Annotated in this window: 23 protein-coding genes; 18 read left to right on the forward strand and 5 right to left on the reverse strand. The window is 58.2% G+C overall.

Features of this window, described 5'->3' with window-relative positions; genetic code table 11:
* Nucleotides 1-3: 3 nt before the first annotated feature.
* The 4 genes from kdsA to ispD all read left to right on the forward strand — a co-directional run bounded on the left by kdsA (nucleotide 4) and on the right by ispD (nucleotide 3467).
* The gene (gene kdsA / locus BUB69_RS07535; protein ID WP_073164046.1) at nucleotides 4-849 is read left to right on the forward strand and encodes a 3-deoxy-8-phosphooctulonate synthase; all 846 of its coding nucleotides are present in this window, start codon (nucleotides 4-6) and stop codon (nucleotides 847-849) included.
* A gap of 138 nt (nucleotides 850-987) precedes the next feature.
* Nucleotides 988-2274: a phosphopyruvate hydratase gene (gene eno / locus BUB69_RS07540; protein WP_024686189.1), complete on the forward strand. Its 1287-nt coding sequence runs from the start codon at nucleotides 988-990 to the stop codon at nucleotides 2272-2274.
* Nucleotides 2275-2462: 188 nt separating this feature from the next.
* Entirely contained in the window at nucleotides 2463-2741 is a 279-nt protein-coding gene (gene ftsB, locus BUB69_RS07545) for a cell division protein FtsB (RefSeq protein ID WP_004879054.1), read from the forward strand.
* A gap of 15 nt (nucleotides 2742-2756) precedes the next feature.
* On the forward strand, nucleotides 2757-3467 hold the full coding sequence (gene ispD, locus BUB69_RS07550) for a 2-C-methyl-D-erythritol 4-phosphate cytidylyltransferase (RefSeq protein ID WP_073164049.1): 711 nt from the start codon (nucleotides 2757-2759) through the stop codon (nucleotides 3465-3467).
* 13 nt (nucleotides 3468-3480) lie between these two features.
* Here ispD and BUB69_RS07555 read toward each other — a convergent pair whose 3' ends face one another.
* The gene (locus BUB69_RS07555; protein ID WP_073164052.1) at nucleotides 3481-4377 is read right to left on the reverse strand and encodes a LysR family transcriptional regulator; all 897 of its coding nucleotides are present in this window, start codon (nucleotides 4375-4377) and stop codon (nucleotides 3481-3483) included.
* 104 nt (nucleotides 4378-4481) lie between these two features.
* Between BUB69_RS07555 and BUB69_RS07560 the strand changes: the two genes are divergently transcribed.
* From BUB69_RS07560 to rpoS, 8 genes are all read left to right on the forward strand, one after another.
* Nucleotides 4482-5594: an S-(hydroxymethyl)glutathione dehydrogenase/class III alcohol dehydrogenase gene (locus BUB69_RS07560; protein ID WP_073164055.1), complete on the forward strand. Its 1113-nt coding sequence runs from the start codon at nucleotides 4482-4484 to the stop codon at nucleotides 5592-5594.
* Between the two features lie 59 nt (nucleotides 5595-5653).
* A complete protein-coding gene (gene fghA, locus BUB69_RS07565; RefSeq protein ID WP_073164058.1) occupies nucleotides 5654-6511 on the forward strand; it encodes an S-formylglutathione hydrolase in 858 nt (285 codons plus the stop codon).
* 94 nt (nucleotides 6512-6605) lie between these two features.
* Nucleotides 6606-7079, forward strand: coding sequence for a 2-C-methyl-D-erythritol 2,4-cyclodiphosphate synthase (gene ispF, locus BUB69_RS07570; RefSeq protein ID WP_024686194.1), 474 nt, complete (start codon nucleotides 6606-6608; stop codon nucleotides 7077-7079).
* On the forward strand, nucleotides 7076-8134 hold the full coding sequence (truD, locus tag BUB69_RS07575) for a tRNA pseudouridine(13) synthase TruD (RefSeq protein WP_073164061.1): 1059 nt from the start codon (nucleotides 7076-7078) through the stop codon (nucleotides 8132-8134). Before ispF ends, truD begins: the two co-directional genes overlap by 4 nt.
* Nucleotides 8122-8871 (forward strand): 5'/3'-nucleotidase SurE, encoded by a 750-nt coding sequence (gene surE, locus BUB69_RS07580; RefSeq protein ID WP_073164064.1) that lies wholly within the window; start codon nucleotides 8122-8124, stop codon nucleotides 8869-8871. The genes truD and surE overlap by 13 nt, the downstream gene beginning before the upstream one ends.
* A gap of 41 nt (nucleotides 8872-8912) precedes the next feature.
* On the forward strand, nucleotides 8913-9548 hold the full coding sequence (locus tag BUB69_RS07585; protein ID WP_175561665.1) for a protein-L-isoaspartate(D-aspartate) O-methyltransferase: 636 nt from the start codon (nucleotides 8913-8915) through the stop codon (nucleotides 9546-9548).
* A 200-nt stretch (nucleotides 9549-9748) separates the two neighbouring features.
* Complete coding sequence (locus tag BUB69_RS07590; protein WP_073164067.1) at nucleotides 9749-10615, forward strand: peptidoglycan DD-metalloendopeptidase family protein; 867 nt, start codon at nucleotides 9749-9751, stop codon at nucleotides 10613-10615.
* Nucleotides 10616-10718: 103 nt separating this feature from the next.
* Nucleotides 10719-11732, forward strand: coding sequence for an RNA polymerase sigma factor RpoS (rpoS, locus tag BUB69_RS07595; protein WP_024686199.1), 1014 nt, complete (start codon nucleotides 10719-10721; stop codon nucleotides 11730-11732).
* Nucleotides 11733-12285: 553 nt separating this feature from the next.
* Here the strand turns inward: rpoS and fdxA are convergent.
* Nucleotides 12286-12609: a ferredoxin FdxA gene (fdxA, locus tag BUB69_RS07600; protein WP_073164070.1), complete on the reverse strand. Its 324-nt coding sequence runs from the start codon at nucleotides 12607-12609 to the stop codon at nucleotides 12286-12288.
* Between the two features lie 234 nt (nucleotides 12610-12843).
* Nucleotides 12844-15411, reverse strand: coding sequence for a DNA mismatch repair protein MutS (gene mutS, locus BUB69_RS07605; protein ID WP_175561667.1), 2568 nt, complete (start codon nucleotides 15409-15411; stop codon nucleotides 12844-12846).
* A gap of 486 nt (nucleotides 15412-15897) precedes the next feature.
* Here mutS and BUB69_RS07615 point away from each other — a divergent pair, with 486 nt between their 5' ends.
* From BUB69_RS07615 to recX, 3 genes are all read left to right on the forward strand, one after another.
* Complete coding sequence (locus BUB69_RS07615) at nucleotides 15898-16398, forward strand: CinA family protein (protein WP_073164082.1); 501 nt, start codon at nucleotides 15898-15900, stop codon at nucleotides 16396-16398.
* A gap of 93 nt (nucleotides 16399-16491) precedes the next feature.
* Nucleotides 16492-17556, forward strand: coding sequence for a recombinase RecA (gene recA / locus BUB69_RS07620; protein ID WP_024686203.1), 1065 nt, complete (start codon nucleotides 16492-16494; stop codon nucleotides 17554-17556).
* Between the two features lie 5 nt (nucleotides 17557-17561).
* Nucleotides 17562-18029: a recombination regulator RecX gene (recX, locus tag BUB69_RS07625; protein WP_073164085.1), complete on the forward strand. Its 468-nt coding sequence runs from the start codon at nucleotides 17562-17564 to the stop codon at nucleotides 18027-18029.
* A 2-nt stretch (nucleotides 18030-18031) separates the two neighbouring features.
* Here recX and BUB69_RS07630 read toward each other — a convergent pair whose 3' ends face one another.
* Together BUB69_RS07630 and BUB69_RS07635 are read right to left on the reverse strand one after the other, a co-directional pair.
* Nucleotides 18032-19150, reverse strand: coding sequence for an LOG family protein (locus tag BUB69_RS07630; RefSeq protein ID WP_073164088.1), 1119 nt, complete (start codon nucleotides 19148-19150; stop codon nucleotides 18032-18034).
* Between the two features lie 349 nt (nucleotides 19151-19499).
* Complete coding sequence (locus BUB69_RS07635; RefSeq protein WP_024686206.1) at nucleotides 19500-19916, reverse strand: quorum-sensing-regulated virulence factor family protein; 417 nt, start codon at nucleotides 19914-19916, stop codon at nucleotides 19500-19502.
* Between the two features lie 217 nt (nucleotides 19917-20133).
* Here BUB69_RS07635 and BUB69_RS07640 point away from each other — a divergent pair, with 217 nt between their 5' ends.
* The 3 genes from BUB69_RS07640 (at nucleotide 20134) to BUB69_RS07650 (ending at nucleotide 22176) form a co-directional block, all read left to right on the forward strand.
* A complete protein-coding gene (locus BUB69_RS07640; RefSeq protein WP_073164093.1) occupies nucleotides 20134-20844 on the forward strand; it encodes a tRNA-uridine aminocarboxypropyltransferase in 711 nt (236 codons plus the stop codon).
* A gap of 236 nt (nucleotides 20845-21080) precedes the next feature.
* Nucleotides 21081-21728: a response regulator transcription factor ErdR gene (gene erdR, locus BUB69_RS07645; protein WP_073164098.1), complete on the forward strand. Its 648-nt coding sequence runs from the start codon at nucleotides 21081-21083 to the stop codon at nucleotides 21726-21728.
* An 82-nt stretch (nucleotides 21729-21810) separates the two neighbouring features.
* Nucleotides 21811-22176, forward strand: a complete 366-nt coding sequence (locus tag BUB69_RS07650) for a diacylglycerol kinase (protein ID WP_073164101.1) — start codon at nucleotides 21811-21813, stop codon at nucleotides 22174-22176.
* The last annotated feature ends 4 nt before the right edge of the window (nucleotides 22177-22180 follow it).

The following is a 22180-nucleotide window of genomic DNA, read 5'->3' on the forward strand; positions in this document are numbered from 1 at the left end:
CACATGGCTCAGAAAATCATCCGCGTAGGTTCCATCGAGATCGCCAACGACAAGCCAATGGTTCTGTTTGGCGGCATGAATGTGCTCGAATCCCGCGACATGGCCATGCAGGTCTGTGAAGAATACGTTCGGGTTACCGAAAAGCTCGGCATCCCTTACGTGTTCAAGGCCAGTTTCGACAAGGCCAACCGCTCTTCGGTCACCTCCTATCGTGGGCCGGGTCTGGAAGAGGGCATGCGCATTTTCGAAGAGATCAAGCGCACCTTCAACGTGCCGCTGATCACCGATGTGCATGAGCCGCATCAGGCCGCTGTCGTGGCCGAAGTGTGCGACATCATCCAGTTGCCTGCCTTTTTGTCCCGCCAGACTGATCTGGTGGTCGCGATGGCGAAGACCGGTGCGGTCATCAACATCAAGAAGGCCCAGTTTCTCGCGCCTCAGGAAATGAAACACATCCTGACCAAGTGCGAGGAAGCTGGTAACGATCAGCTGATTCTCTGTGAGCGTGGTTCCAGCTTCGGTTACAACAACCTGGTGGTGGACATGCTCGGCTTCGGGATCATGAAGCAGTTCGAATACCCGGTGTTCTTCGATGTGACCCATGCCCTGCAGATGCCGGGTGGCCGCGCAGATTCGGCCGGTGGTCGCCGCGCCCAGGTGCTGGATCTGGCCAAGGCCGGATTAAGCCAGAATCTGGCCGGGCTGTTTCTGGAAGCCCATCCGGATCCTGACAATGCCAAATGCGATGGTCCTTGCGCGTTGCGTCTGGACAAGCTGGAGCCGTTCCTGGCCCAACTCAAGTCGCTGGATGAACTTGTCAAAAGTTTTCCGATCCTAGAGACCGCTTGAACAGGGTTCTCCGGTAAAGTGCCGTTCCCCGTCATTCGTGACGGGGTTGTCGCATTCGGGCCTGCCGTTTTCTGTGCCTGATTGCGAACATCGTTTTCCAGCTGCGTCGTTTTCGTCAATCTTGGAGTGTTTACAACAATGGCAAAAATCGTCGACATCAAAGGTCGTGAAGTTCTCGACTCCCGTGGCAATCCCACCGTGGAAGCAGATGTGCTCCTCGATAACGGCATCATTGGCAGCGCTTGCGCGCCGTCCGGTGCTTCAACCGGCTCGCGCGAAGCGCTGGAGCTGCGTGATGGCGACAAGAGCCGTTACATGGGCAAGGGCGTTCTGAAGGCAGTCGCCAACATCAATGGTCCGATTCGTGACCTGCTGCTGGGCAAGGATCCTGTAGACCAGAAGGCACTGGACCACGCAATGATCGCGCTGGACGCGACCGAGAACAAGGCAAGCCTGGGCGCCAACGCGATCCTCGCCGTTTCCCTGGCGGCCGCCAAGGCAGCTGCGCAGGATCAGGATCTGCCGCTCTACGCACACATCGCCAACCTGAACGGTACGCCAGGTGTGTACTCGATGCCGGTTCCGATGATGAACATCATCAACGGTGGCGAGCACGCCGATAACAACATCGATATTCAGGAATTCATGGTTCAGCCTGTGGGCGCCAAGACCTTCGCTGAAGGCCTGCGCTGGGGCACCGAGATTTTCCATCACCTCAAGGCCGTACTCAAAGCGCGTGGCTTGAACACCGCTGTGGGCGATGAAGGTGGTTTCGCGCCCAACCTTGCGTCCAACGAAGAAGCACTTAGCGCCATCGCCGAGGCCGTTTCCAACGCGGGTTACACGTTGGGCACCGACGTGACCCTGGCCCTGGACTGTGCGGCAAGCGAGTTCTATAAGGACGGCAAGTACAAGCTCAGCGAAGAGGGCGAGTACGACTCTGCCGGTTTCGCTGACTACCTGGCCGATCTGGTCAGCAAGCACCCGATCATCTCCATCGAAGATGGCCTGGACGAGTCCGACTGGGCTGGCTGGAAAATCCTCACCGACAAGATCGGCGACAAGATCCAGTTGGTGGGCGACGACCTGTTCGTGACCAACACCAAGATCCTGAAAGAAGGCATCGACAAGAAGATCGCCAACTCGATCCTGATCAAGTTCAACCAGATCGGCACCCTGACCGAAACGCTGGAAGCCATTCAAATGGCCAAGGCTGCCGGTTACACCGCCGTGATCTCTCACCGTTCCGGTGAAACCGAAGATTCGACCATCGCCGACCTGGCCGTGGGCACGTCTGCCGGGCAGATCAAGACCGGCTCTCTGTGCCGTTCCGACCGTGTATCCAAGTACAACCAACTGCTGCGCATCGAAGAGCAATTGGGCTCCAAGGCAGTCTATAACGGTCGTGCCGAGTTTCGCGGTTGAGCCATAGATGTTAAAAGACGCAGGGCGTTGCGGGAAAGTCGGTTCATCCGGCCTGGTCCGCAGCGTTAATGCTGACGCTCCGCTGTAACCTGGAGTGATTGAGCCTGGCTTTCGTCAGGCTCAATGCCCTCAGTCATTTGTTTATCGTGTTGGCTCTGCCGTCTTTTTACTGGGTACCTGATATTTCAATGCGCAGTCCTAACTGGTTGTTCCTTATCCTGCTCTTGTTGCTTGCCGGTTTGCAGTATCGCCTGTGGGTGGGTAATGGCAGCCTGGCGCAAGTGGCCAGCCTGAACCAGCAGATCGCGGATCAGCATGCCGAAAACCAGGTCCTTCTGGAGCGCAATCGCGTGCTCGATGCAGAAGTCATGGAACTGAAGAAAGGGCTTGAGACGGTCGAAGAGCGTGCCCGTCATGAACTGGGCATGGTCAAGGACGGCGAAACCCTCTACCAGCTTGCGCAATAATAAAAAGTAGGTGTCATGAAAGACTTTCTCCCTGCCTTCTGGGCGGTGATACCTGCAGCGGGCGTCGGTGCCCGCATGGCAGCAGACCGTCCCAAGCAGTACCTGCAACTGGGCGGCCTCACCATTCTCGAACACAGCCTGTTAAGTTTTCTGGATCACCCTCGTCTCAAGGGGTTGGTGATCAGCCTTGCCGTGGACGATCCTTACTGGCCCGCGTTGCCCTGTGCGCTGGACTCGCGGATTCAACGGGTTGACGGCGGCAAGGAGCGTTCGGGGTCAGTGCTCAATGCCTTGCTTTATCTGCATGCGCAGGGTGCCAGCGATGACGATTGGGTGCTGGTGCACGATGCAGCACGCCCCAATCTGGCGCGCAGCGACCTGGACACGCTGCTTGGCGAACTGGCCGATGATCCGGTCGGTGGCCTGCTCGCCGTTCCGGCGCGGGACACGCTCAAGCGCGCTGACAGTGCCGGCCGCGTGGTAGAGACGGTAGATCGCAGTCTGATCTGGCAGGCTTACACACCGCAGATGTTTCGTCTGGGTGCCTTGCATCGTGCGCTAGCCGACAGTCTGGTGTCGAACGTGACGATCACCGATGAGGCTTCGGCGATCGAGTGGGCGGGGCAGTCGCCTCGACTGATCGAAGGTCGCTCCGATAACATCAAAGTCACTCGACCTGAGGATCTGGACTGGTTGCGTCAGCGTCGTAGTGATTTCGGGCGTTGAATCGCTGAATGTCTTACTGGCGATACTCTTCGCGCATCGCCAGCCCTTCTTTCAGGTAATCCACCAGTTTGCGAACCTTGGGCGACAGCAGTCTTTGCTGTGGGTACAGCGCCCATACGGCGGTGTTGGGCGGCTGGTGTGGCTCCAGCAGAGAAACAAGCGCGCCGCTCTTCAGATGTTTCTGCACGTAATAGTCAGGTAACTGACACAGACCGACGCCATGCAATGCAGCGTCGAGCACTGCCTGGCCACTGTTGCAGCGCCAGTTGCCTTGTACGCGCTGAGAAAATTCACGCCCGTTTTGTTGCAGTAGCCAGGTGTCGCTGCCGCCGATCAGGCAGTTATGGCGACTCAATTCCGACAGGCTGTGCGGGCGGCCATAGCGTGCGATGTAGGAAGGGGCTGCGCACAGGTACATCTGGCGCGGTGCCAGGCGGGTGGCGACCATACGTGAGTCCTGCAGTCGACCGAGGCGGATCGCCAGGTCCATGCCTTCGTGAACCAGGTCCAGGGTCTCGTTGCTCAGTTCGATGTCGACTCGCAAGTGCGGGTAAACGTCCATGAAGCGTGTCACCAGCGGCGTGATGAATCGTTCTCCGTAAGCCACTGCGCAGGTCATGCGCAACAAACCCTTGGGTTCGCTGGTCAGGTCGCCGACGGCCCGCAAGGCTTCCTCGCGCCCGTCCTGCAGGCGTTGGCAATGGTGCAGAAAGGTCTGGCCCGCTTCCGTCAGCGCCACCTTGCGCGTACTGCGGTACAGCAAGCGGGTCTGCAGTCTTTCCTCCAGACGAACGATCTGGCGACTGACGTGCGAAGAAGAGACGCCAAGCCGTTGCGCCGCAGCAGTGAACTGGCCGCATTCGGCCACCGCCACAAATTCGTCGAGACCTTCCCAGCCGCTGGTGTACATCGATTATCCCTGTACAGCATTAATGTTTTGCTTTTGGCCGTATTACTCATCAAATGGCACTGTACTACACTCCAGACCTTGTTTTTATCCGCCGGAGAAGATTGATGATCAAGTCACGCGCTGCTGTCGCCTTTGAAGCCAAGAAGCCACTGGAAATTGTGGAAGTCGATGTCGCCATGCCCAAGGCTGGCGAAGTGCTGTTGCGAGTCGTGGCGTCCGGCGTCTGTCACACCGACGCCTACACGCTCTCCGGTGCCGACCCCGAGGGCATCTTCCCGTCGATCCTGGGCCACGAAGGCGGCGCGATTGTTGAAGCGGTCGGGGAAGGCGTGACCTCCGTCGTGGTGGGTGATCATGTGATCCCGCTCTACACCCCGGAATGCCGTCAGTGCAAATTCTGTCTGTCTGGCAAAACCAACCTGTGTCAGTCGATCCGCTCCACTCAGGGCAAGGGTCTGATGCCGGATGGCACATCGCGCTTTTCCTACAAAGGCGAGCCGATTTTCCATTACATGGGCACTTCGACGTTCTCCGAATACACCGTGCTGCCGGAAATCTCGGTCGCGAAAATTGACAAGAAAGCACCGCTGGAAAAAGTCTGCCTGCTGGGTTGTGGCGTCACCACCGGTATTGGTGCCGTGCTCAACACCGCCAAGGTCAAGCCGGGCGACACCGTTGCCATCTTCGGTTTGGGCGGCATCGGCCTGTCGGCTGTGATCGGTGCGGTGAAGGCCAAGGCCTCGCGAATCATCGCCATCGATATCAACCCGGCCAAGTTCGAAATCGCCAAACAGCTGGGCGCAACTGATTGCGTGAACCCTAAAGATTTCGACCGCCCGATTCAGGAGGTCATCGTCGACATGACCGACGGCGGCGTGGACTTCTCGTTCGAGTGCATCGGCAATGTGCAGTTGATGCGTGCGGCGCTCGAGTGCTGTCACAAGGGCTGGGGCGAGTCAGTCATCATCGGCGTGGCCGGTGCCGGTCAGGAAATCTCCACCCGTCCTTTCCAGTTGGTAACCGGGCGCGTCTGGCGCGGTTCGGCGTTCGGCGGCGTGCGGGGTCGTACCGAGTTGCCGAGCTACGTCGACATGGCACAAACCGGCGAGATACCGCTGGATACATTCATCACCCACACCATGGGTCTGGAAGACATCAACAAGGCCTTTGACCTGATGCATGAAGGCAAGAGCATCCGTACCGTCATCCACTTCTAAACAGCAGCGGCGCGCGGCAGGCCCAGACCGGGCTTGCTGCCAGACGTTCGGAGTCCACCATGACCCTGGAAAATATTTCCTGCCAGAAAAGCTTCGGCGGCTGGCACAAGCGTTACAAGCATCACTCACACGTGCTGGGCTGCGACATGGTGTTTGCGGTCTATTTGCCGCCGCAGGCGGAGCAGGGCGGAAAGTTGCCGGTTGTGTACTGGTTGTCTGGCCTGACCTGCACCGATGAGAACTTCATGCAAAAGGCGGCGGCTCAGCGGGTTGCGGCCGAACTGGGCATCATCATCGTGGCCCCGGACACCAGTCCACGTGGCCCGGACGTGCCGGGCGATCCTGACGGAGCCTGGGATTTCGGTCTGGGAGCAGGCTTCTATCTCAATGCCACTGAACAGCCTTACGCCCGCCATTATCAGATGCACGATTATGTGGTCACTGAGCTGCCTGCTCTTATCGAAGCGCATTTCCCGGCGTCGCAGGCACGCAGCATCAGCGGTCACTCGATGGGCGGGCACGGGGCGCTGGTCTGTGCCTTGCGCAATCCGGGGCGCTACAAGTCGGTTTCGGCGTTTTCGCCCATCAGCAATCCAATGGATTGCCCTTGGGGGCAAAAAGCGTTTTCCCGTTACCTGGGCGAGGACCGTTCGCGTTGGCGTGAGTGGGACGCCAGTGTGTTGATGGCCGATGCCACCGAGCAACTGCCCACGCTCATCGATCAAGGTGATCGGGACGACTTCCTGGTGACTCAACTCAAGCCTGAAGCGCTGGTTCAGGCCGCCAAGTCCGCCCGGCTGCCGCTGGTACTGAGAATGCAGCCTGGTTATGACCACAGCTATTTCTTCATTGCCAGCTTCATCGAAGACCACTTGCGTCATCACGCCAGTGCGTTGTTCGATCAGGGATCGCTTTGACGGGTCTGCCCGGCGAGTGGTGGTGTTGCTGACAAACCCAAGCCGCGCCAAAGCAGGTAGAATCACGCCCTGACTTTTTTCAGGGCGTTTTTTTATGCGTATTGGCCACGGCTATGATGTGCACCGTTTCGCTGAAGGCGACTTCATCACCTTGGGCGGCGTGCGGATTGCACACGGGTTCGGCCTGCTGGCCCATTCTGATGGCGACGTTCTGCTGCACGCGTTGAGCGACGCTTTGCTCGGTGCTGCCGCGCTGGGCGACATCGGCAAGCACTTCCCGGACACTGATCCGCAGTTCAAGGGGGCTGACAGTCGCGTGCTGCTGCGCCATGTGCTCAAGCAGGTGCAGGGCAAGGGCTGGAAGGTCGGTAACGTCGACGCCACCATCGTCGCCCAGGCGCCCAAAATGGCACCGCACATCGACGCCATGCGCGCCCTGATTGCCGAAGACCTGCAGGTCGAGCTGGATCAGGTCAACGTCAAGGCCACCACGACCGAGAAGCTGGGCTTCACCGGCCGTGAAGAAGGCATTGCCGTACATGCCGTCGCCTTGTTGCTGCGCGCATGACCGAACTGGAACTGTTAGGGCCGCGGGCCTACGGCGATGCACTGGGACGCGCTGTTCTGAAGGCAACCGCCGAAGACTTTCAAGTCGACGAAGTGCTCGATATCCCCCTCTCGGGCGATGGCGAGCATTTGTGGCTGTGGGTTGAGAAACGCGGGCTCAATACCGAAGAAGCGGCTCGTCGCCTGGCGCGGGCGGCGGGTGTGCAACTGCGTACGGTCAGTTACGCGGGGCTCAAGGACCGGCAAGCGCTCACGCGTCAGTGGTTCAGCATTCAGTTACCCGGCAAGGCCGACCCCGATCTGTCCGCCGCGCAGGACGAGACACTGCGGATTCTTGAGACACGCCGCCACAAGCGCAAGCTGCAGCGCGGTGCTCACGCAGCCAATGGCTTCACCTTGCGCCTCACGCAACTGGACGCTGATCAGGCTGCGTTGAATCAGCGCCTGGAGTCGATTTCCCGCCTGGGCATCCCGAATTACTTCGGTGCCCAGCGTTTCGGCTACCAAGGCGGCAATCTGGGCGAAGCGCGCGACTATGCGTCGCGCCAGGCGTTGCCCGAGCAGCGGGCAGTCCGCTCGCGCTTGCTGTCCACTGCCCGCAGCTATCTTTTCAATCAGGTGCTGGCTGCGCGTGTCGCAGACGGCTCCTGGCAACGTGCCCAAGTGGGCGATCTGCTGGCGTTCACTGACAGCCGGAGTTTTTTCCCGGCGGGCGTGGATGAGTGCAGCGACCCGCGTCTGGCGATTCTGGACCTGCATCCGACCGGCCCGCAGTGGGGTGCAGGCCCATCGCCAGCCATGGGCATCACGGGTGATCTGGAAAATGCCGTTGCCGCGGAGCATCCGGCGCTTCGCGACTGGCTCGTCAGAGCGGGAATGGAGCACGAACGTCGCATCCTGCGGCTGCCCATTGGGCGGCTGACGTGGCATTATCCCGAGCCTGACATTCTGCAACTGGAATTCGTCCTTCCGCCTGGATGCTTTGCCACCGTATTGGTGCGCGAGCTCGTCGATCTGGTGCCGGTTGGGCAGACGGACAGCCCATGCGTATTCTGATTTCAAACGATGACGGGGTAAGTGCACCCGGTCTTGCGGCGCTGTATGCGGCGTTGGCGGACTACACTGAATGCGTGGTAATCGCGCCTGATCAAGACAAGAGCGGTGCCAGCAGTTCGCTGACCCTGGACCGGCCTCTGCATCCGCAGACGCTGGCCAATGGCTTTATCAGTGTGAACGGCACCCCGACCGATTGCGTGCATCTGGGCCTCAACGGGCTGCTGGAGCGTGAACCGGATATGGTTATCTCGGGTATCAATCTGGGTGCCAACCTCGGCGACGATGTGCTGTATTCAGGCACGGTGGCCGCAGCGCTCGAGGGACGCTTTCTGCAGCGGCCCTCGTTCGCCTTTTCGTTTCTGTCGCGCCAGCCGGATAACCTTGCCACGGCGGCGCATTACGCGCGTTTGCTGGTGCAAGCCCATGAGCAACTCGATCTGCCACCGCGTACGGTACTGAACGTGAACATCCCCAACCTGCCTCTGGACCACGTGCGCGGCATCCAGTTGACCCGATTGGGTCATCGTGCGCGCGCAGCGGCTCCCATCAAGGTTGTGGATCCGCGCGGTCGTGCCGGTTACTGGATCGCGGCGGCCGGCGATGCCGAGGACGGCGGAGCAGGGACTGACTTTCACGCCGTCATGCAGGGCTATGTATCGATTACGCCGCTGCAACTGGATCGCACCTATCAGGACGGTTTCAGCAGCCTTAACACCTGGCTGGAGGGTCTGCGCTGATGTCACGCGAGCAAGATGATCTGTTACGTCGCGGGATCGGGATGACCTCGCAGCGTACTCGCGAGCGCTTGATTCAACGCTTGTATGAAGAGGGCATCACCAACGCCCGCGTCCTGGATGTGATTCGCAAGACACCTCGGCATCTGTTCGTGGACGAAGCACTGGCACACCGTGCTTATGAAGACACGGCGTTGCCGATAGGCCACAACCAGACGATTTCCCAGCCCTACATGGTCGCGCGTATGAGCGAGCTGCTGCTGGCGGCCGGTCCGCTGGACAAGGTCATGGAGATCGGTACGGGGTCCGGCTACCAGACAGCGGTGTTGTCGCAGCTTGTGGAACGGGTTTTCTCGGTCGAGCGCATCAAGGTGCTGCAGGACCGGGCCAAGGAGCGTCTGGTTGAGCTCAACCTGCGCAATGTGGTGTTTCGCTGGGGAGATGGCTGGGAGGGCTGGCCAGCACTGGCGCCTTACAACGGCATCATCGTGACGGCAGTGGCGACGGACGTGCCCCAAGCGCTGCTCGATCAACTGGCACCTGGCGGCCGACTGGTCATACCGGTCGGTTCGGGCGAGGTCCAGCAATTGATGCTGATCATTCGCGAGGAGAACGGGTTCTCCCGGCATGTTCTGGGTGCCGTACGATTCGTACCGTTGTTGAACGGCCCCATTGCGTGAATGACGACCGTTGCGAGTGAATTCTGACGCGTGGCGCCGGTCTACAGCCGTCTGTTCATGATAACGATGGCAAAATTGCATCGATTCTTTGCCGGATCTGCACGCCATAAGGTTTTGACGCAGTTAAGTACTGGTTGCCCGCCGCACTTGCGGCACAATAGGCATCTTTTGAATTCAGTCACCAGTAAAGGGAGTGGCGGGTGAGTCACACAGTCATTCAGCAGCTCAGGTCTTCAAGAAGTTATCAGCGTCTGTTGATTGGCATTGCTCTCAGTGTCCTCTTGGTCGGCTGTTCCAGTTCGCCTTCGGGCGGCGTTCGCGTTGTCGATCGTAACGGCAACTCCGTGCCTCAACGTCCGGCAGTCACGACGGGCCAGTATGTGGTCAAACGCGGAGATACACTTTTTTCAATCGCGTTTCGTTATGGCTGGGACTGGAAGGCGCTGGCCGCCCGTAACCAGATCCCGGAGCCGTTTACCATCAAACCCGGTCAGACCATTCGCTTTGACGGACGCTCTTCTTCAACGCAGGGTATAGCGTCCGCACCTGATGCGGGTCGCCCGGTCACCAGCACCTCCACCACGACCAGTAGTTCAGGCTCGGTAAAAACCACGGTGATTTCCAAGCCGGTCGCGGTCGTACCTGTTGTCATACCGCCTTCGGCAACCACTGCAACGGGCCCGGCGGGCAAGTCTCCGAGCGGGTGGACCTGGCCTTCGAGTGGCATATTGATAGGAAAATTTTCTTCAAACGGTAGTTTGAATAAAGGAATTGATATCGCCGGTGATTTGGGACAGCCTGTTTTGGCAGCGTCTGATGGTTCGGTCGTTTACGCCGGAAGTGGATTACGGGGCTACGGCGAATTGATCATCATCAAACACAGCGATACCTACGTCAGTGCCTACGGTCATAACCGCAGGCTCTTGGTTCGGGAAGGGCAGCAAGTCAAGGCAGGGCAGACGATTGCCGAAATGGGGTCAACAGGAACTGACCGGGTGAAACTGCATTTTGAGATTCGCCGTCAAGGAAAGCCTGTAGATCCGCTCGGATTCTTGCCACGCCGTTGAGTGTTGTCGGCCTGTTCCTGGCGCAGAAGGAACAGGCTCAAGCGTTGCCACGGAAATAGGCGTCGCTGGAGCTTGAGGTCGAACTCACCAAAGGACTATAACAATGGCTCTTAGCAACGAAGCGCCGGAGTTTGACATCGATGATGACGTGCTCCTCATGGAAGCTGGCATTGTCCTTGAGGAATCGCCGAACGAGAAGCAGCCGTCTACTGCCGCCTCGGGTCGTGCGAAGGCGAAGCCGTCTACATCATCGCTCAAACAACACAAATATATTGATTACACTCGGGCGCTCGACGCTACCCAGTTGTATCTCAATGAAATAGGTTTCTCTCCCCTGCTGTCTCCGGAAGAAGAAGTCCACTTTGCACGCTTGTCGCAACGTGGTGATCCGGCTGGGCGCAAACGCATGATTGAGAGCAATCTGCGGCTGGTGGTCAAGATCGCCAGGCGCTACGTCAATCGTGGGCTGTCATTGCTGGACCTGATCGAAGAAGGCAATCTGGGTCTTATCCGGGCTGTAGAGAAGTTCGATCCAGAGCGCGGTTTCCGCTTCTCGACCTACGCCACCTGGTGGATTCGTCAGACCATCGAGCGGGCAATCATGAATCAGACCCGGACCATCCGGTTGCCGATTCATGTGGTCAAAGAGCTTAACGTATATCTGCGTGCCGCCCGGGAGCTGACCCAAAAGCTCGACCACGAACCATCCCCTGAAGAAATCGCCAATCTGCTGGAAAAACCGGTGGGCGAGGTCAAGCGCATGCTTGGGCTCAATGAGCGTGTATCTTCCGTTGATGTCTCGCTGGGACCAGACTCGGACAAGACTCTGCTCGATACGCTTACGGACGACCGTCCTACAGATCCCTGTGAGCTTCTGCAGGATGTCGATCTTTCACAGAGTATCGATCTCTGGCTGTCCGAGCTGACCGAAAAGCAGCGTGAGGTTGTCATACGCCGCTTCGGCCTTCGAGGTCATGAAAGCAGTACCCTTGAAGATGTAGGCCTGGAAATTGGTCTCACGCGCGAGCGTGTACGGCAGATTCAGGTTGAGGGCCTCAAGCGCCTTCGTGAGATCCTCGAAAAAAATGGTCTTTCGAGCGAGTCGCTGTTCCAGTAACCCATCCCCGCGTCATAAAAAGCCGATATGAATTCCACATTCATATCGGCTTTTTATATGGCTTTCGTCATTTCACTGCCATTCCTTCACATCGACAGTGCCTGCGGGCGTCGGCATGGCCTCGACTGCGCAGGCCAAAGTGCTGAGGTCAGAGCACTAATATCATGTAGGCAATTGCGTACGCAGCCTGTAGGCGATCAAGGTTTTCCAGGTACGATTAAATGCACATACAGGTCCTCATAGCATCCAAGTACCTGATTTCGTTTTGCTTTTTTATCAGTATTCGCTGCGATCGGAAATATTTTGGCGCGCTTGCCCTGTTGTTTCTGCGCGTCAAACCACTAGTATCGAACCCGTACCAACGGACCGGCACACGCTTTCAAGGATGAAGGTCGAGGACATCGCGGGAGGCGATTCATCAGGATGATGAAAAGGGATTACAGGGATTAGGGAAAAAACGTGGGCGGGTCAAACCGCCCCTTTTTACATCAGGATCATCGGATTCTGATAAACAAAAAAGGCCCTCAAGAGGGCCTTTTTTGTTGTCTGGAGTCTAGCGTTCCAGATGTTCAATCTTGTCTTTCGTGCCGTCCCAGTCTGCTGCATCCGGCAACGCGTCTTTCTTCTCTGTGATATTCGGCCACTTCTCGGCAAGCTCTGCGTTCAGCTCGATGAAATTTTCCATACCGGCCGGAATCTCGTCTTCAGAGAAAATCGCCTGTGCAGGGCATTCAGGCTCACAGAGAGCACAGTCGATGCACTCGTCCGGGTGAATCACCAGGAAGTTCGGTCCCTCGTAGAAGCAGTCCACCGGACAGACTTCCACACAGTCGGTGTACTTGCACTTGATGCAGTTGTCGGTGACGACGAAGGTCATTTCTAATTCTCTCCTCAGGCGGCTGCGGCAGAGCCCTTCCAGACAGGGTTGCCAGGTTCGGGACGGTTCCCGGCCCTATGAAAACACGTGCTTTTGATGAGGGCCCTGCTGCATCGCATGCCACTCACCCTTGGTTCGCTGCGTCTTCACGCGGCTTGAACGGCTGCTCAGCCAGGCTAAAAGCTGAGCGCATCCCAGACCGCGCGGGATTCTAACAGCATGTAACGGCTCGCGTCACAGTCGAGTTTGCAATGTATATAGCAAATCAAGCGCCTGACGCGGGGTGAGGTCGTCGACCTTGACCTTCGACAGTTCCTCAAGGACCGGGTGAGGCAGGCTGGCGAACAGATCGCTTTGCATGGGTGCCGCTGGCTTGCCCGGTTTGGCGCGGGGTTGCTCATGGGGCAGGCTGGTGGTCTCCAGACGTTGTAAGTGCTCCTTGGCGCGCGTGATGACTTTGCCTGGAACCCCGGCCAACTGTGCGACAGCCAGACCATAGCTCTGGCTGGCAGGCCCTGGGAGGACACGGTGCAGGAACACGATCCGTTCGTTGTGTTCGGTGGCATTCAAATGCACGTTGCTGACCAGTGGCTCGCTTTCCGGCAGAACGGTCAACTCGAAGTAGTGTGTGGCGAACAAGGTGTAGGCCCGCAACTGGGCGAGGCATTCTGCCGCAGCCCAGGCCAGCGACAGACCATCGAAGGTACTGGTGCCGCGACCCACTTCATCCATTAGAACCAGACTACGGTCGGTCGCGTTATGCAGAATGTTGGCCGTCTCGCTCATTTCCACCATGAACGTCGAGCGTCCACCTGCCAGGTCATCACTGGAGCCGATCCGCGTGAATATCCGGTCGACCAGCGACAGTTCACACTGGGCGGCAGGCACGAAGCTGCCGATGTGAGCGAGCAGGACGATCAAGGCGGTCTGACGCATGTAGGTCGATTTACCGCCCATGTTCGGGCCGGTGATGACCAGCATGCGCGTGCTGTCATCCAGCGCCAGGTCATTGGCCACGAAGGGTGTCGACAGTACCTGTTCCACCACCGGGTGACGGCCTTGCTCGATGCGCATGCAAGGCTCTGCCACAAAGCGCGGGCAGTTGAGGTCCAGGTTGAGCGCGCGCTCGGCCAGGTTGCTCAGTACATCCAGTTCAGCCAATGCCGCTGCCGTGTCCTGCAGCGGCGCAAGATGGCCGATCAGGTCTTCAAGCAAGGCCTCGTAGAGCATCTTTTCCCGAGCCAGTGCACGGCTTTTGGCAGACAACGCCTTGTCTTCGAACTCCTTGAGTTCCGGGGTGATGAAGCGTTCGGCACCCTTGAGGGTCTGACGGCGAATGTAGTCGGCTGGCGCCTGTTCAGCCTGCTTGCTCGGCAGTTCGATGAAATAACCGTGAACGCGGTTGTAGCCGACTTTCAGGTTGGCCAGGCCGGTTCGGGCCTTCTCGCGCGCCTCCAGATCAATCAGGAACTGGCCGGCGTTTTCGCTCAACGATTGCAGCTCGTCCAGCTCGGCGTCGTAACCGGTCTTCAGAACGCCGCCGTCGCGGATCACTGCAGGTGGGTTGTCGATGATTGCTCGTTGCAGCAGGTCGGCCAGTTCAGGATAGGTGCTGGCAGTACGCGCCAGTTGTTGCAAATGGGGCGCTTCCAGTTCGCTCATCGCCAGTTGCAGTTCGGGAAGGGCGCTCAACGCATCACGCAGGCGTGCAAGGTCGCGCGGGCGTGCGTTACGCAGGCCGATCCGCGCGAGGATCCGCTCGATGTCGCCGATTTCTTTCAGTTGCGGCTGCAGGTTCTCGAAGCGATAGCGTTCCAGAAAGCAGGTGATCGAAGTCTGACGCGCCTGCAGAATGCTCAGGTCGCGTAGCGGGCGATTCAGCCAGCGGGTCAGCAGGCGCGTGCCCATTGCTGTCTGGCAGCGGTCCATCACCGATTGCAGGGTGTTATCGCGGCCACCGGACAGGTTGGTGTCCAGCTCAAGGTTACGGCGGCTGGCGCCGTCCAGGATCACGGTATCGTCCAGGCGCTCATGGCGCAGGCTGCGCAAGTGCGGCAGGGCGGTGCGCTGGGTTTCCTTGGCGTAGCTGAGCAGGCAGCCTGCTGCACCAATCGCAAGGGTGAGCATTTCGCAGCCAAAGCCCTTCAGGTCCTGGGTCGCAAACTGCTGACACAGACTTTTATGCGCAGAGTCGCGCTCAAAATCCCAGGGTGCCCGGCGACGTGAGCCGCGACGTTTTTCGGCCGGCAAGCCCTGAGGCCAGTCATCCGGGATCAACAGCTCGACCGGGTTGATGCGCTCAAGCTCAGCCAGCAGGTTTTCCCAACCCTTGATTTCCAGCACGCTGAAGTTGCCGCTGGTGATATCCAGCACGGCCAGTCCGAACAGCCGTTCGTCCCCAAGGACTGCTGCGATCAGGTTATCACGACGCTCGTCGAGCAGCGCTTCATCGCTGATGGTGCCAGGCGTGATGATGCGCACGACCTGACGATCAACCGGCCCTTTGCTGGTGGCCGGGTCGCCGATCTGCTCGCAGATCACCACTGACTCGCCCAGCTTGACCAGTTTGGCGAGATAGCCTTCGGCCGCATGGTAAGGAATCCCGCACATGGGGATGCTCTGGCCTGCCGACTGGCCGCGCGCCGTGAGCGTAATATCCAGCAACTTGGCGGCCTTTTTGGCGTCTTCATAGAAGATTTCGTAAAAGTCGCCCATGCGATAGAACATCAACTGATCCAGATGCTGATTCTTCAGCTTCCAGTACTGTTGCATCATGGGCGTATGTGCGGAGAGGTCGGAAATTGCTTTATTCATCAGTAAGTTAGGCAAGTTCTTGAGAGGTGTGGAGCAAACTTCGGGGTGCGGCGTGTAATCCCTCTGTGTACCGAGGGATGTCTGCCGAGTGTTTGCGATGGGCGCAAGGTTATCACGCACGTTGCGCAGGCGCAGTTCCGGTGTGAAGGATGCCCAATCGTGACCTCGGGTTTCCGGACGGCCATGAGCGTCCGATTGCTGTATAGACTTGGGGCACGGTCATCGACTGTCGGTGTGCCGGATATGAAAAAGGACTTTTATATGGCGAACAAACGAGCAAGGGATTCTGTCACCGGGCGTTTCATTCCTCTGGACGAGGCGAAGCGCAGGCCGCGAGAAACCATCGTCGAAACAGTCAGGAAGCCGGTCGCAAAACACACGCAGCCCGCTTGATCCGGCAAGCGGCTGCCGGTGCAGCCGTTTGCATTAAAGCGTAGGCTTTCATCCATCGTTGAGGTTTGACAGGAAAGTACTGTGGACGAAATAACCCGGCTAGCCGCCTCGCTAGGCAAGTGTCTTCAAGCCATTGATGCGCAGGTGACCACTGCTGAATCCTGTACGGGAGGCGGCATCGCTGAAGCGATTACGCGCATCGGTGGCAGTTCTGGCTGGTTCGAGGCCGGTTATGTGACGTATTCCAATACCCAGAAGACGCGTCAACTGGATGTGCCCGAGGCCTTGTTCGCCTCTGTCGGCGCGGTCAGTCAGGAAGTGGTTGAAGCCATGACCCGAGGTGCACAGCTCAAAAGTGGCGCACGGTTCAGTGTAGCTGTCAGCGGCGTGGCAGGGCCGGGTGGCGGTTCCGTCGACAAGCCGGTAGGCACCGTGTGGGTATGCTGGGGCGACGGTGACGTCCTGGTCGCCACGCGCTACGGGTTCGATGGCGACCGTGAGCAAGTACGCCGACAAACGGTAAAGGCCGCTCTAGAGGGGCTCATCGCACTCGCTTCTGGAGAAATGCCAAAACAGGGGTAGGCGAGCGCCGATCCCTGTGGAATAATACTGTCTACTTATACAGGTGTTGTGGCCATCAAGGCCCTAATTGAATTTGATTACGTGAGGACTTCAATGGACGACAACAAGAAGAAAGCCTTGGCTGCGGCCTTGGGTCAGATCGAGCGTCAATTCGGTAAAGGTGCCGTAATGCGCATGGGTGACCATGACCGCCAGGCGATCCCTTCCATTTCCACCGGTTCGCTTGGCCTGGATATCGCGCTCGGGATCGGCGGTTTGCCAAAAGGCCGGATCGTTGAAATTTACGGTCCGGAATCTTCCGGTAAAACCACGCTGACACTGTCTGTCATCGCACAAGCCCAGAAAATGGGCGCAACGTGCGCGTTCGTCGATGCCGAGCACGCACTGGACCCTGAATACGCGGGCAAGCTGGGCGTCAACGTCGACGACCTGCTGGTTTCGCAGCCCGACACGGGCGAGCAGGCACTGGAAATCACCGACATGCTGGTGCGTTCCAACGCCATCGATGTGATCGTGGTCGACTCCGTTGCTGCTCTGGTTCCGAAAGCGGAAATCGAAGGCGAGATGGGCGACATGCACGTGGGCCTGCAGGCTCGTCTGATGTCGCAGGCCCTGCGCAAGATCACCGGTAACATCAAGAACGCCAACTGCCTGGTGATCTTCATCAACCAGATCCGCATGAAGATCGGTGTGATGTTCGGTAGCCCGGAAACCACTACCGGTGGTAACGCTCTTAAGTTCTACGCATCGGTACGTCTGGATATCCGTCGTACAGGCGCTGTGAAGGAAGGCGACGAAGTGGTCGGCAGCGAGACCCGCGTCAAGGTCGTGAAGAACAAGGTGGCTCCGCCATTCCGTCAGGCAGAGTTCCAGATCCTTTACGGCAAGGGCATCTACCTGAATGGCGAAATTATCGACCTGGCCGTGCTTCACGGTTTTGTCGAGAAGTCTGGTGCCTGGTACAGCTATCAGGGCAGCAAGATCGGTCAGGGTAAAGCCAACTCGGCCAAGTTCCTGGCGGATAACCCGGAAATCGGTAACGCCCTTGAGAAGCAGATTCGCGACAAGCTGTTGAAGCCAGGCGTCGACACCAAGGCTGTCGGTTCCCGCGAGCCAGCAGTGGCTGATGACATGGCTGAAGCAGACGCCGATATCTGATACTCATGTCTGTCGTGCTTGATACACCCGTCGCCGTCAGGCGAACTGCAATGGACCTGCTCGCGCGACGCGAGCATGGTCGAGTCGAGCTGACGCGAAAATTGCGTCAGCGCGGCGCTTCCCCCGAGCACATCGAAGCCGAGCTTGATCGCCTGATCGAGGAAGGCCTGCTCTCTGAATCCCGCTATCTCGAAAGCTTCGTCTCTTATCGGTCTCGTTCCGGCTATGGTCCTGTGCGCATACGTGAAGAGCTCAGCCAGCGGGGTTTGCAACGGTCTGATATCGAACAGGCGCTGAGAGAGTGCGGTGTGGATTGGCAAGAAAAGCTTCAGGAAACCTGGCAGCGAAAGTTTGCCGGAAGGATGCCTGCCGACGCGCGTGAGCGTGCTCAGCAGGGGCGTTTTCTGAACTATCGAGGGTACCCGCTGGACATGATCGGCCGCCTGTTGAGCGGCCGTGGCGGGGATGATTGACGTCAGGCCTTCAACGGCTCACGTTCGTGAGTCGGCTGTTTTTCACCTGATGGTTTTGACCAGTTTTCCGGCAGGTTGATGTAGTCCACCAGCTCCCGAAGACGGCCCTGATTACGCCCGGTAAACGTAAATGCGAGCCGGGTCAGGTGGCTGAACTGGGCCTCGTCGTGTTCCTCGTCCTGATATTCATGCTGGTGAAAGTTTTCGCTCAAACACAGGTCGCCAAACGCTTCTTGCAGGTGCTCAAGTGCTTGCTGGCTAAGGGCGTGGTGCATGCGGATCACGAACGTGTTCTTCAGCCAGCGACTGGAGTGGAAGTTCGCGTAGAACCGGTTTATCTCTTCGACAGCCTCGTCAGCGCTGTACACCAGGTGCATCAGCTTCATGTCGGCCGGAAGAATGTAATGATTGTCCGCCAGCTGGTTCTTGATGAAGTCCAGCGCACTTTGCCAGAAGCTGCCGCCCGGCGTATCCAGCAGCACGATGGGTACCAGGGGACTTTTACCGGTTTGAACCAGCGTCAGCACTTCCAGTGCTTCATCCAGTGTGCCAAAACCGCCTGGGCATAACACCAGGGCATCGGCTTCTTTGACGAAGAACAACTTGCGCGTGAAGAAGAAGTGGAAGGGCAGCAGGTTTTCTGTGCCTTCTACCGTGGGATTGGCATGTTGTTCAAAAGGCAGGGTGATATTGAAACCCAGGCTGTGATTCAGACCTGCTCCTGCGTGAGCTGCTGCCATGATGCCGCCGCCTGCGCCGGTGATCACCATCATGTCGGACTGCGCCAGCTTTGCGCCCAACTCCGTAGCCTGCGCATAGAGCGGATGTTCCATGGGCGTTCGGGCCGAGCCGAATACGGTGACTTTGCGTCGCCCCTTGAATCGCTCAAGTGCTCTGAAGGCACTGTCCAGTTCGCGAAGGGTTTGCAGCGTTATCTTGGCGTTCCAGCGGTTGCTGTCATCCTGAGCCATGCGCAGAACGGTCAGTATCATGTCTCGGTAAAGCGCCAGATTAGGGCTGCCTGGGGCAACCTGATGGATGTGTTCTTCAATCTTGCCGGTCAGGTCCAGGCCATTGCTTTGAAAGTGTTGCGACAGAAGATCGTTAGGTACATACGGCATTCAAGATTTCTCCTCCTGCAGAATCGTCGATCCGGTCGAAGTCGATTGGCGATGATGGCTATCACGCCAACGTCTGACCGCACAGATTCTGTCTGTTTCCTTGGGTCAAGAAACGATTGATGCACACGAACGTGTCACTCCTGGTGTTCATGTGCCTGAACATTACAGGTTGGCTGTCAGACGTTTATAGCGCCAGCCTGCCTCGGCTGTCGAATCGATGATGTGCCGGTTATTTCGAAAAGGCCACCGTTTCTCCGTTCGTCGTCAGAGGCGCGGCGTTACAGGATGTCTCTAGATGAGCACAGAGTGCGCCTGATGGACAGGCGCACGGGGAGACTTTCTTTGATGCTTACTGCTTGGGTTTGACCGTGCAGTCCGAGGCCTGGAAAGTCTGGGTAGCAACCGGGCGGTTGGTCTTGTACTCGGTGAACTGATACTTGAGCACTGCACCTTTGGTCATCAACTGGCGAAAGCCGTTGTTGTGGCACACGCTGTTGCCCAACTGGTTGCGCATCGCATCCGGATTGGCGCGCATCTGCTGCGCCTGGCCTTCGCGTACGCTCAAGTGATTGATCAGCTCCTTGCCGTTGACAGTGTAGCCCTGATCCAGAATGTCTTCGTTGATCGCACGAGGCGTACCGACGCTGCTTTCCTTCGCGACTTTTTCCAGCATCTTGCTGAGTTCGAACTCCTGCTTCGACGCCGCTTGGGCGCACAGAGGAGCAACGAGCAAAAGCGTAAGGGTAGGGGCGATGAGGCGCAGCATTAAACTCTCCTGATTAAGTGGCTGGCCGTTGGACCAGCGACTTCAAAGTGCGTTCCGGTAACCTGCCGACTGCGGGTTTCACTGGCGCAGCAGTATAAGACAGGAGTCTTCACGCAGCCTAGGGTTGTACGGCCGGCAGCTCTGATAAACTGCGCGCACTTTAATCCTGCCGAGTTCTCGTGGTGTCGATGCATTCCTTCTGTTGGCGCGTGCTGCAATGAGTCACGCTGTCTCCCGCCTGCGCGATGAGCGTCTGGCCCGTAGCACCAAGCCCTTTATTGCCCGAGGCTCACGGGCGCCGCGCTGCCCGGATTGCCGGGTGATCTTCAGCTATTGTCTATGTGCGTGGCGGCCCAGCGTGGCAGCCGATTCGGGTATGTGTCTGTTGATGTACGACACCGAGCCGTTGAAACCGACCAATACCGGCTGGCTGATCGCCGATGTGATCAAGGACACCCACGCGTTTGGCTGGTCGCGCATCGATGTGGACGAACAGTTGCTGGCGTTGCTGGACGACCCGCAGTGGCAACCGTACATCGTCTTCCCCGGCGAGTTTGTGGCCAGGGAGCGGGTAGTCACCCAGGTGGTCCGCGAAGACGGTAAGCGTCCTTTATTCATTTTGCTGGACGCGACATGGACGGAAGCGCGCAAGATGTTTCGCAAGAGCCCTTATCTTGAGAAGTTTCCAGTGCTGAGCCTTGAACCGGAGCAGATTTCCCGTTACCGGTTGCGCCGCTCCAGGCGGGACGATCACTTCTGTACGGCCGAGGTGGCCGCGCTGTGTCTTGAGCTGGCCGATGATAACAACGCCAGTGGTGTGCTGGATGCGTATCTGGACGTCTTCAGTGCGCACTACCTGGGTGCCAAGTACCAGCGGCCGATCGATCCGGATGACGCGGCACACACGCATTTGAAAGCTTTTCTGTAGCCACTGAAGCGTCTGTCACGGCACTTGTTGGCCGAATGCCATCTCGTTGTTATCTCCGGGGCGCTTGATGCTTGACCGACATGGTGTTGCTGGGCATGCTTGGCGCCGCTTGGACGCCGATTCACTGGGTTTGGTGCTGCACCTGCCTGATGTGGTACCGTGAATTGCAGGCATTTCCGGATGCCTTGCTGAGCGGCCTGCATGGCTGGCCCTCACTATAAAAACAGGATCAACACATGACCTACGACATCCTGATCGCCGACGATCATCCCCTGTTTCGCAGTGCGCTGCGTCAGGCGTTGAGCATCGGCCTGGGGCCTGACGCACGGCTGGTCGAGGCGGAAAGCATCGCGCAACTGGAGTCTTGTCTGGCACAAAAGGCTGACTGGGATCTGGTCCTCCTGGACCTGAACATGCCGGGCGCTTACGGTTTCTCCGGTCTGGTGCTGTTACGCGGGCAATATCCGCAGATTCCGGTGGTGATGGTTTCAGCGCAGGAAGAAGCGTCCATCGTTGTTCGCTCCCGGGAATTCGGGGCCAGCGGGTTCATTCCCAAGTCCAGTTCGCTTGAAGCCATTCAGCATGCAGTGCGGACGGTGCTGGAGGGCGATGTCTGGTGGCCGCCGCAGGTCAACGAAACCATCAGCGTGTCCGCCGAGGCCAAGGCGGCCAGTGCGGGCCTCGCCAGCCTGACGCCACAGCAATTCAGAGTATTGACCATGGTGTGTGAGGGTTTGTTGAACAAGCAAATCGCGTTTGAGCTGAGCGTTTCGGAAGCCACGATCAAGGCCCATGTGACGGCGATCTTTCGTAAGCTGGGCGTGCGTACCCGAACCCAGGCTGCACTGCTACTGCAACAACTCGAATCCATTTCAGCCAGCTAAATGCCAGTCAGATAAAATGTTCACGCTTTTTTGACCTGTGTTCCCTTAGCTTTCCTCATCCTCACTGTACAGCAGCCTCTCTATGTCGCCCTTCAAAGGCCAAACCGGTCTGAAACGAATCCTTAATGCCGCAGGTTATTCTCTGGATGGTCTGACGGCCGCCTTCAAGGGCGAAGCCGCTTTTCGTCAGTTGGTGCTGCTCAACGTGGTACTGATTCCTCTGTCGTTTTTCCTGAGCGTCAGCAAGGGCGAGCATGCGCTGCTGGTAGCGGTGTGTCTGCTGGCGTTGATCGTCGAGTTGCTTAACTCGGCCGTCGAAGCCGCAATCGACCGCATCTCGCTGGATCTGCATCCGCTGTCCAAGAATGCCAAGGACATGGGCAGCGCGGCACAGTTTATTGCACTGAGCATGATCGGCCTGGTATGGGCCATCGTTCTGTTGGGCTGATGCC

The organism is Pseudomonas asturiensis, assembly GCF_900143095.1.
Lineage (GTDB): Bacteria > Pseudomonadota > Gammaproteobacteria > Pseudomonadales > Pseudomonadaceae > Aquipseudomonas > Aquipseudomonas asturiensis.

Coding starts and splice junctions, on each gene's coding strand:
- ispD (WP_073164049.1), top strand. CDS start 2,757: ATGAAAGACTTTCTCCCTGCCTTCTGGGCGGTGATACCTGCAGCGGGC.
- rpoS (WP_024686199.1), top strand. CDS start 10,719: ATGGCTCTTAGCAACGAAGCGCCGGAGTTTGACATCGATGATGACGTG.
- BUB69_RS07650 (WP_073164101.1), top strand. CDS start 21,811: ATGTCGCCCTTCAAAGGCCAAACCGGTCTGAAACGAATCCTTAATGCC.
- surE (WP_073164064.1), top strand. CDS start 8,122: ATGCGTATTCTGATTTCAAACGATGACGGGGTAAGTGCACCCGGTCTT.
- ftsB (WP_004879054.1), top strand. CDS start 2,463: ATGCGCAGTCCTAACTGGTTGTTCCTTATCCTGCTCTTGTTGCTTGCC.
- ispF (WP_024686194.1), top strand. CDS start 6,606: ATGCGTATTGGCCACGGCTATGATGTGCACCGTTTCGCTGAAGGCGAC.
- BUB69_RS07555 (WP_073164052.1), bottom strand. CDS start 4,377: ATGTACACCAGCGGCTGGGAAGGTCTCGACGAATTTGTGGCGGTGGCC.
- recA (WP_024686203.1), top strand. CDS start 16,492: ATGGACGACAACAAGAAGAAAGCCTTGGCTGCGGCCTTGGGTCAGATC.
- BUB69_RS07635 (WP_024686206.1), bottom strand. CDS start 19,916: ATGCTGCGCCTCATCGCCCCTACCCTTACGCTTTTGCTCGTTGCTCCT.
- truD (WP_073164061.1), top strand. CDS start 7,076: ATGACCGAACTGGAACTGTTAGGGCCGCGGGCCTACGGCGATGCACTG.
- recX (WP_073164085.1), top strand. CDS start 17,562: ATGTCTGTCGTGCTTGATACACCCGTCGCCGTCAGGCGAACTGCAATG.
- BUB69_RS07630 (WP_073164088.1), bottom strand. CDS start 19,150: ATGCCGTATGTACCTAACGATCTTCTGTCGCAACACTTTCAAAGCAAT.
- erdR (WP_073164098.1), top strand. CDS start 21,081: ATGACCTACGACATCCTGATCGCCGACGATCATCCCCTGTTTCGCAGT.
- fdxA (WP_073164070.1), bottom strand. CDS start 12,609: ATGACCTTCGTCGTCACCGACAACTGCATCAAGTGCAAGTACACCGAC.
- BUB69_RS07585 (WP_175561665.1), top strand. CDS start 8,913: ATGACCTCGCAGCGTACTCGCGAGCGCTTGATTCAACGCTTGTATGAA.
- BUB69_RS07560 (WP_073164055.1), top strand. CDS start 4,482: ATGATCAAGTCACGCGCTGCTGTCGCCTTTGAAGCCAAGAAGCCACTG.
- eno (WP_024686189.1), top strand. CDS start 988: ATGGCAAAAATCGTCGACATCAAAGGTCGTGAAGTTCTCGACTCCCGT.
- BUB69_RS07640 (WP_073164093.1), top strand. CDS start 20,134: ATGAGTCACGCTGTCTCCCGCCTGCGCGATGAGCGTCTGGCCCGTAGC.
- fghA (WP_073164058.1), top strand. CDS start 5,654: ATGACCCTGGAAAATATTTCCTGCCAGAAAAGCTTCGGCGGCTGGCAC.
- kdsA (WP_073164046.1), top strand. CDS start 4: ATGGCTCAGAAAATCATCCGCGTAGGTTCCATCGAGATCGCCAACGAC.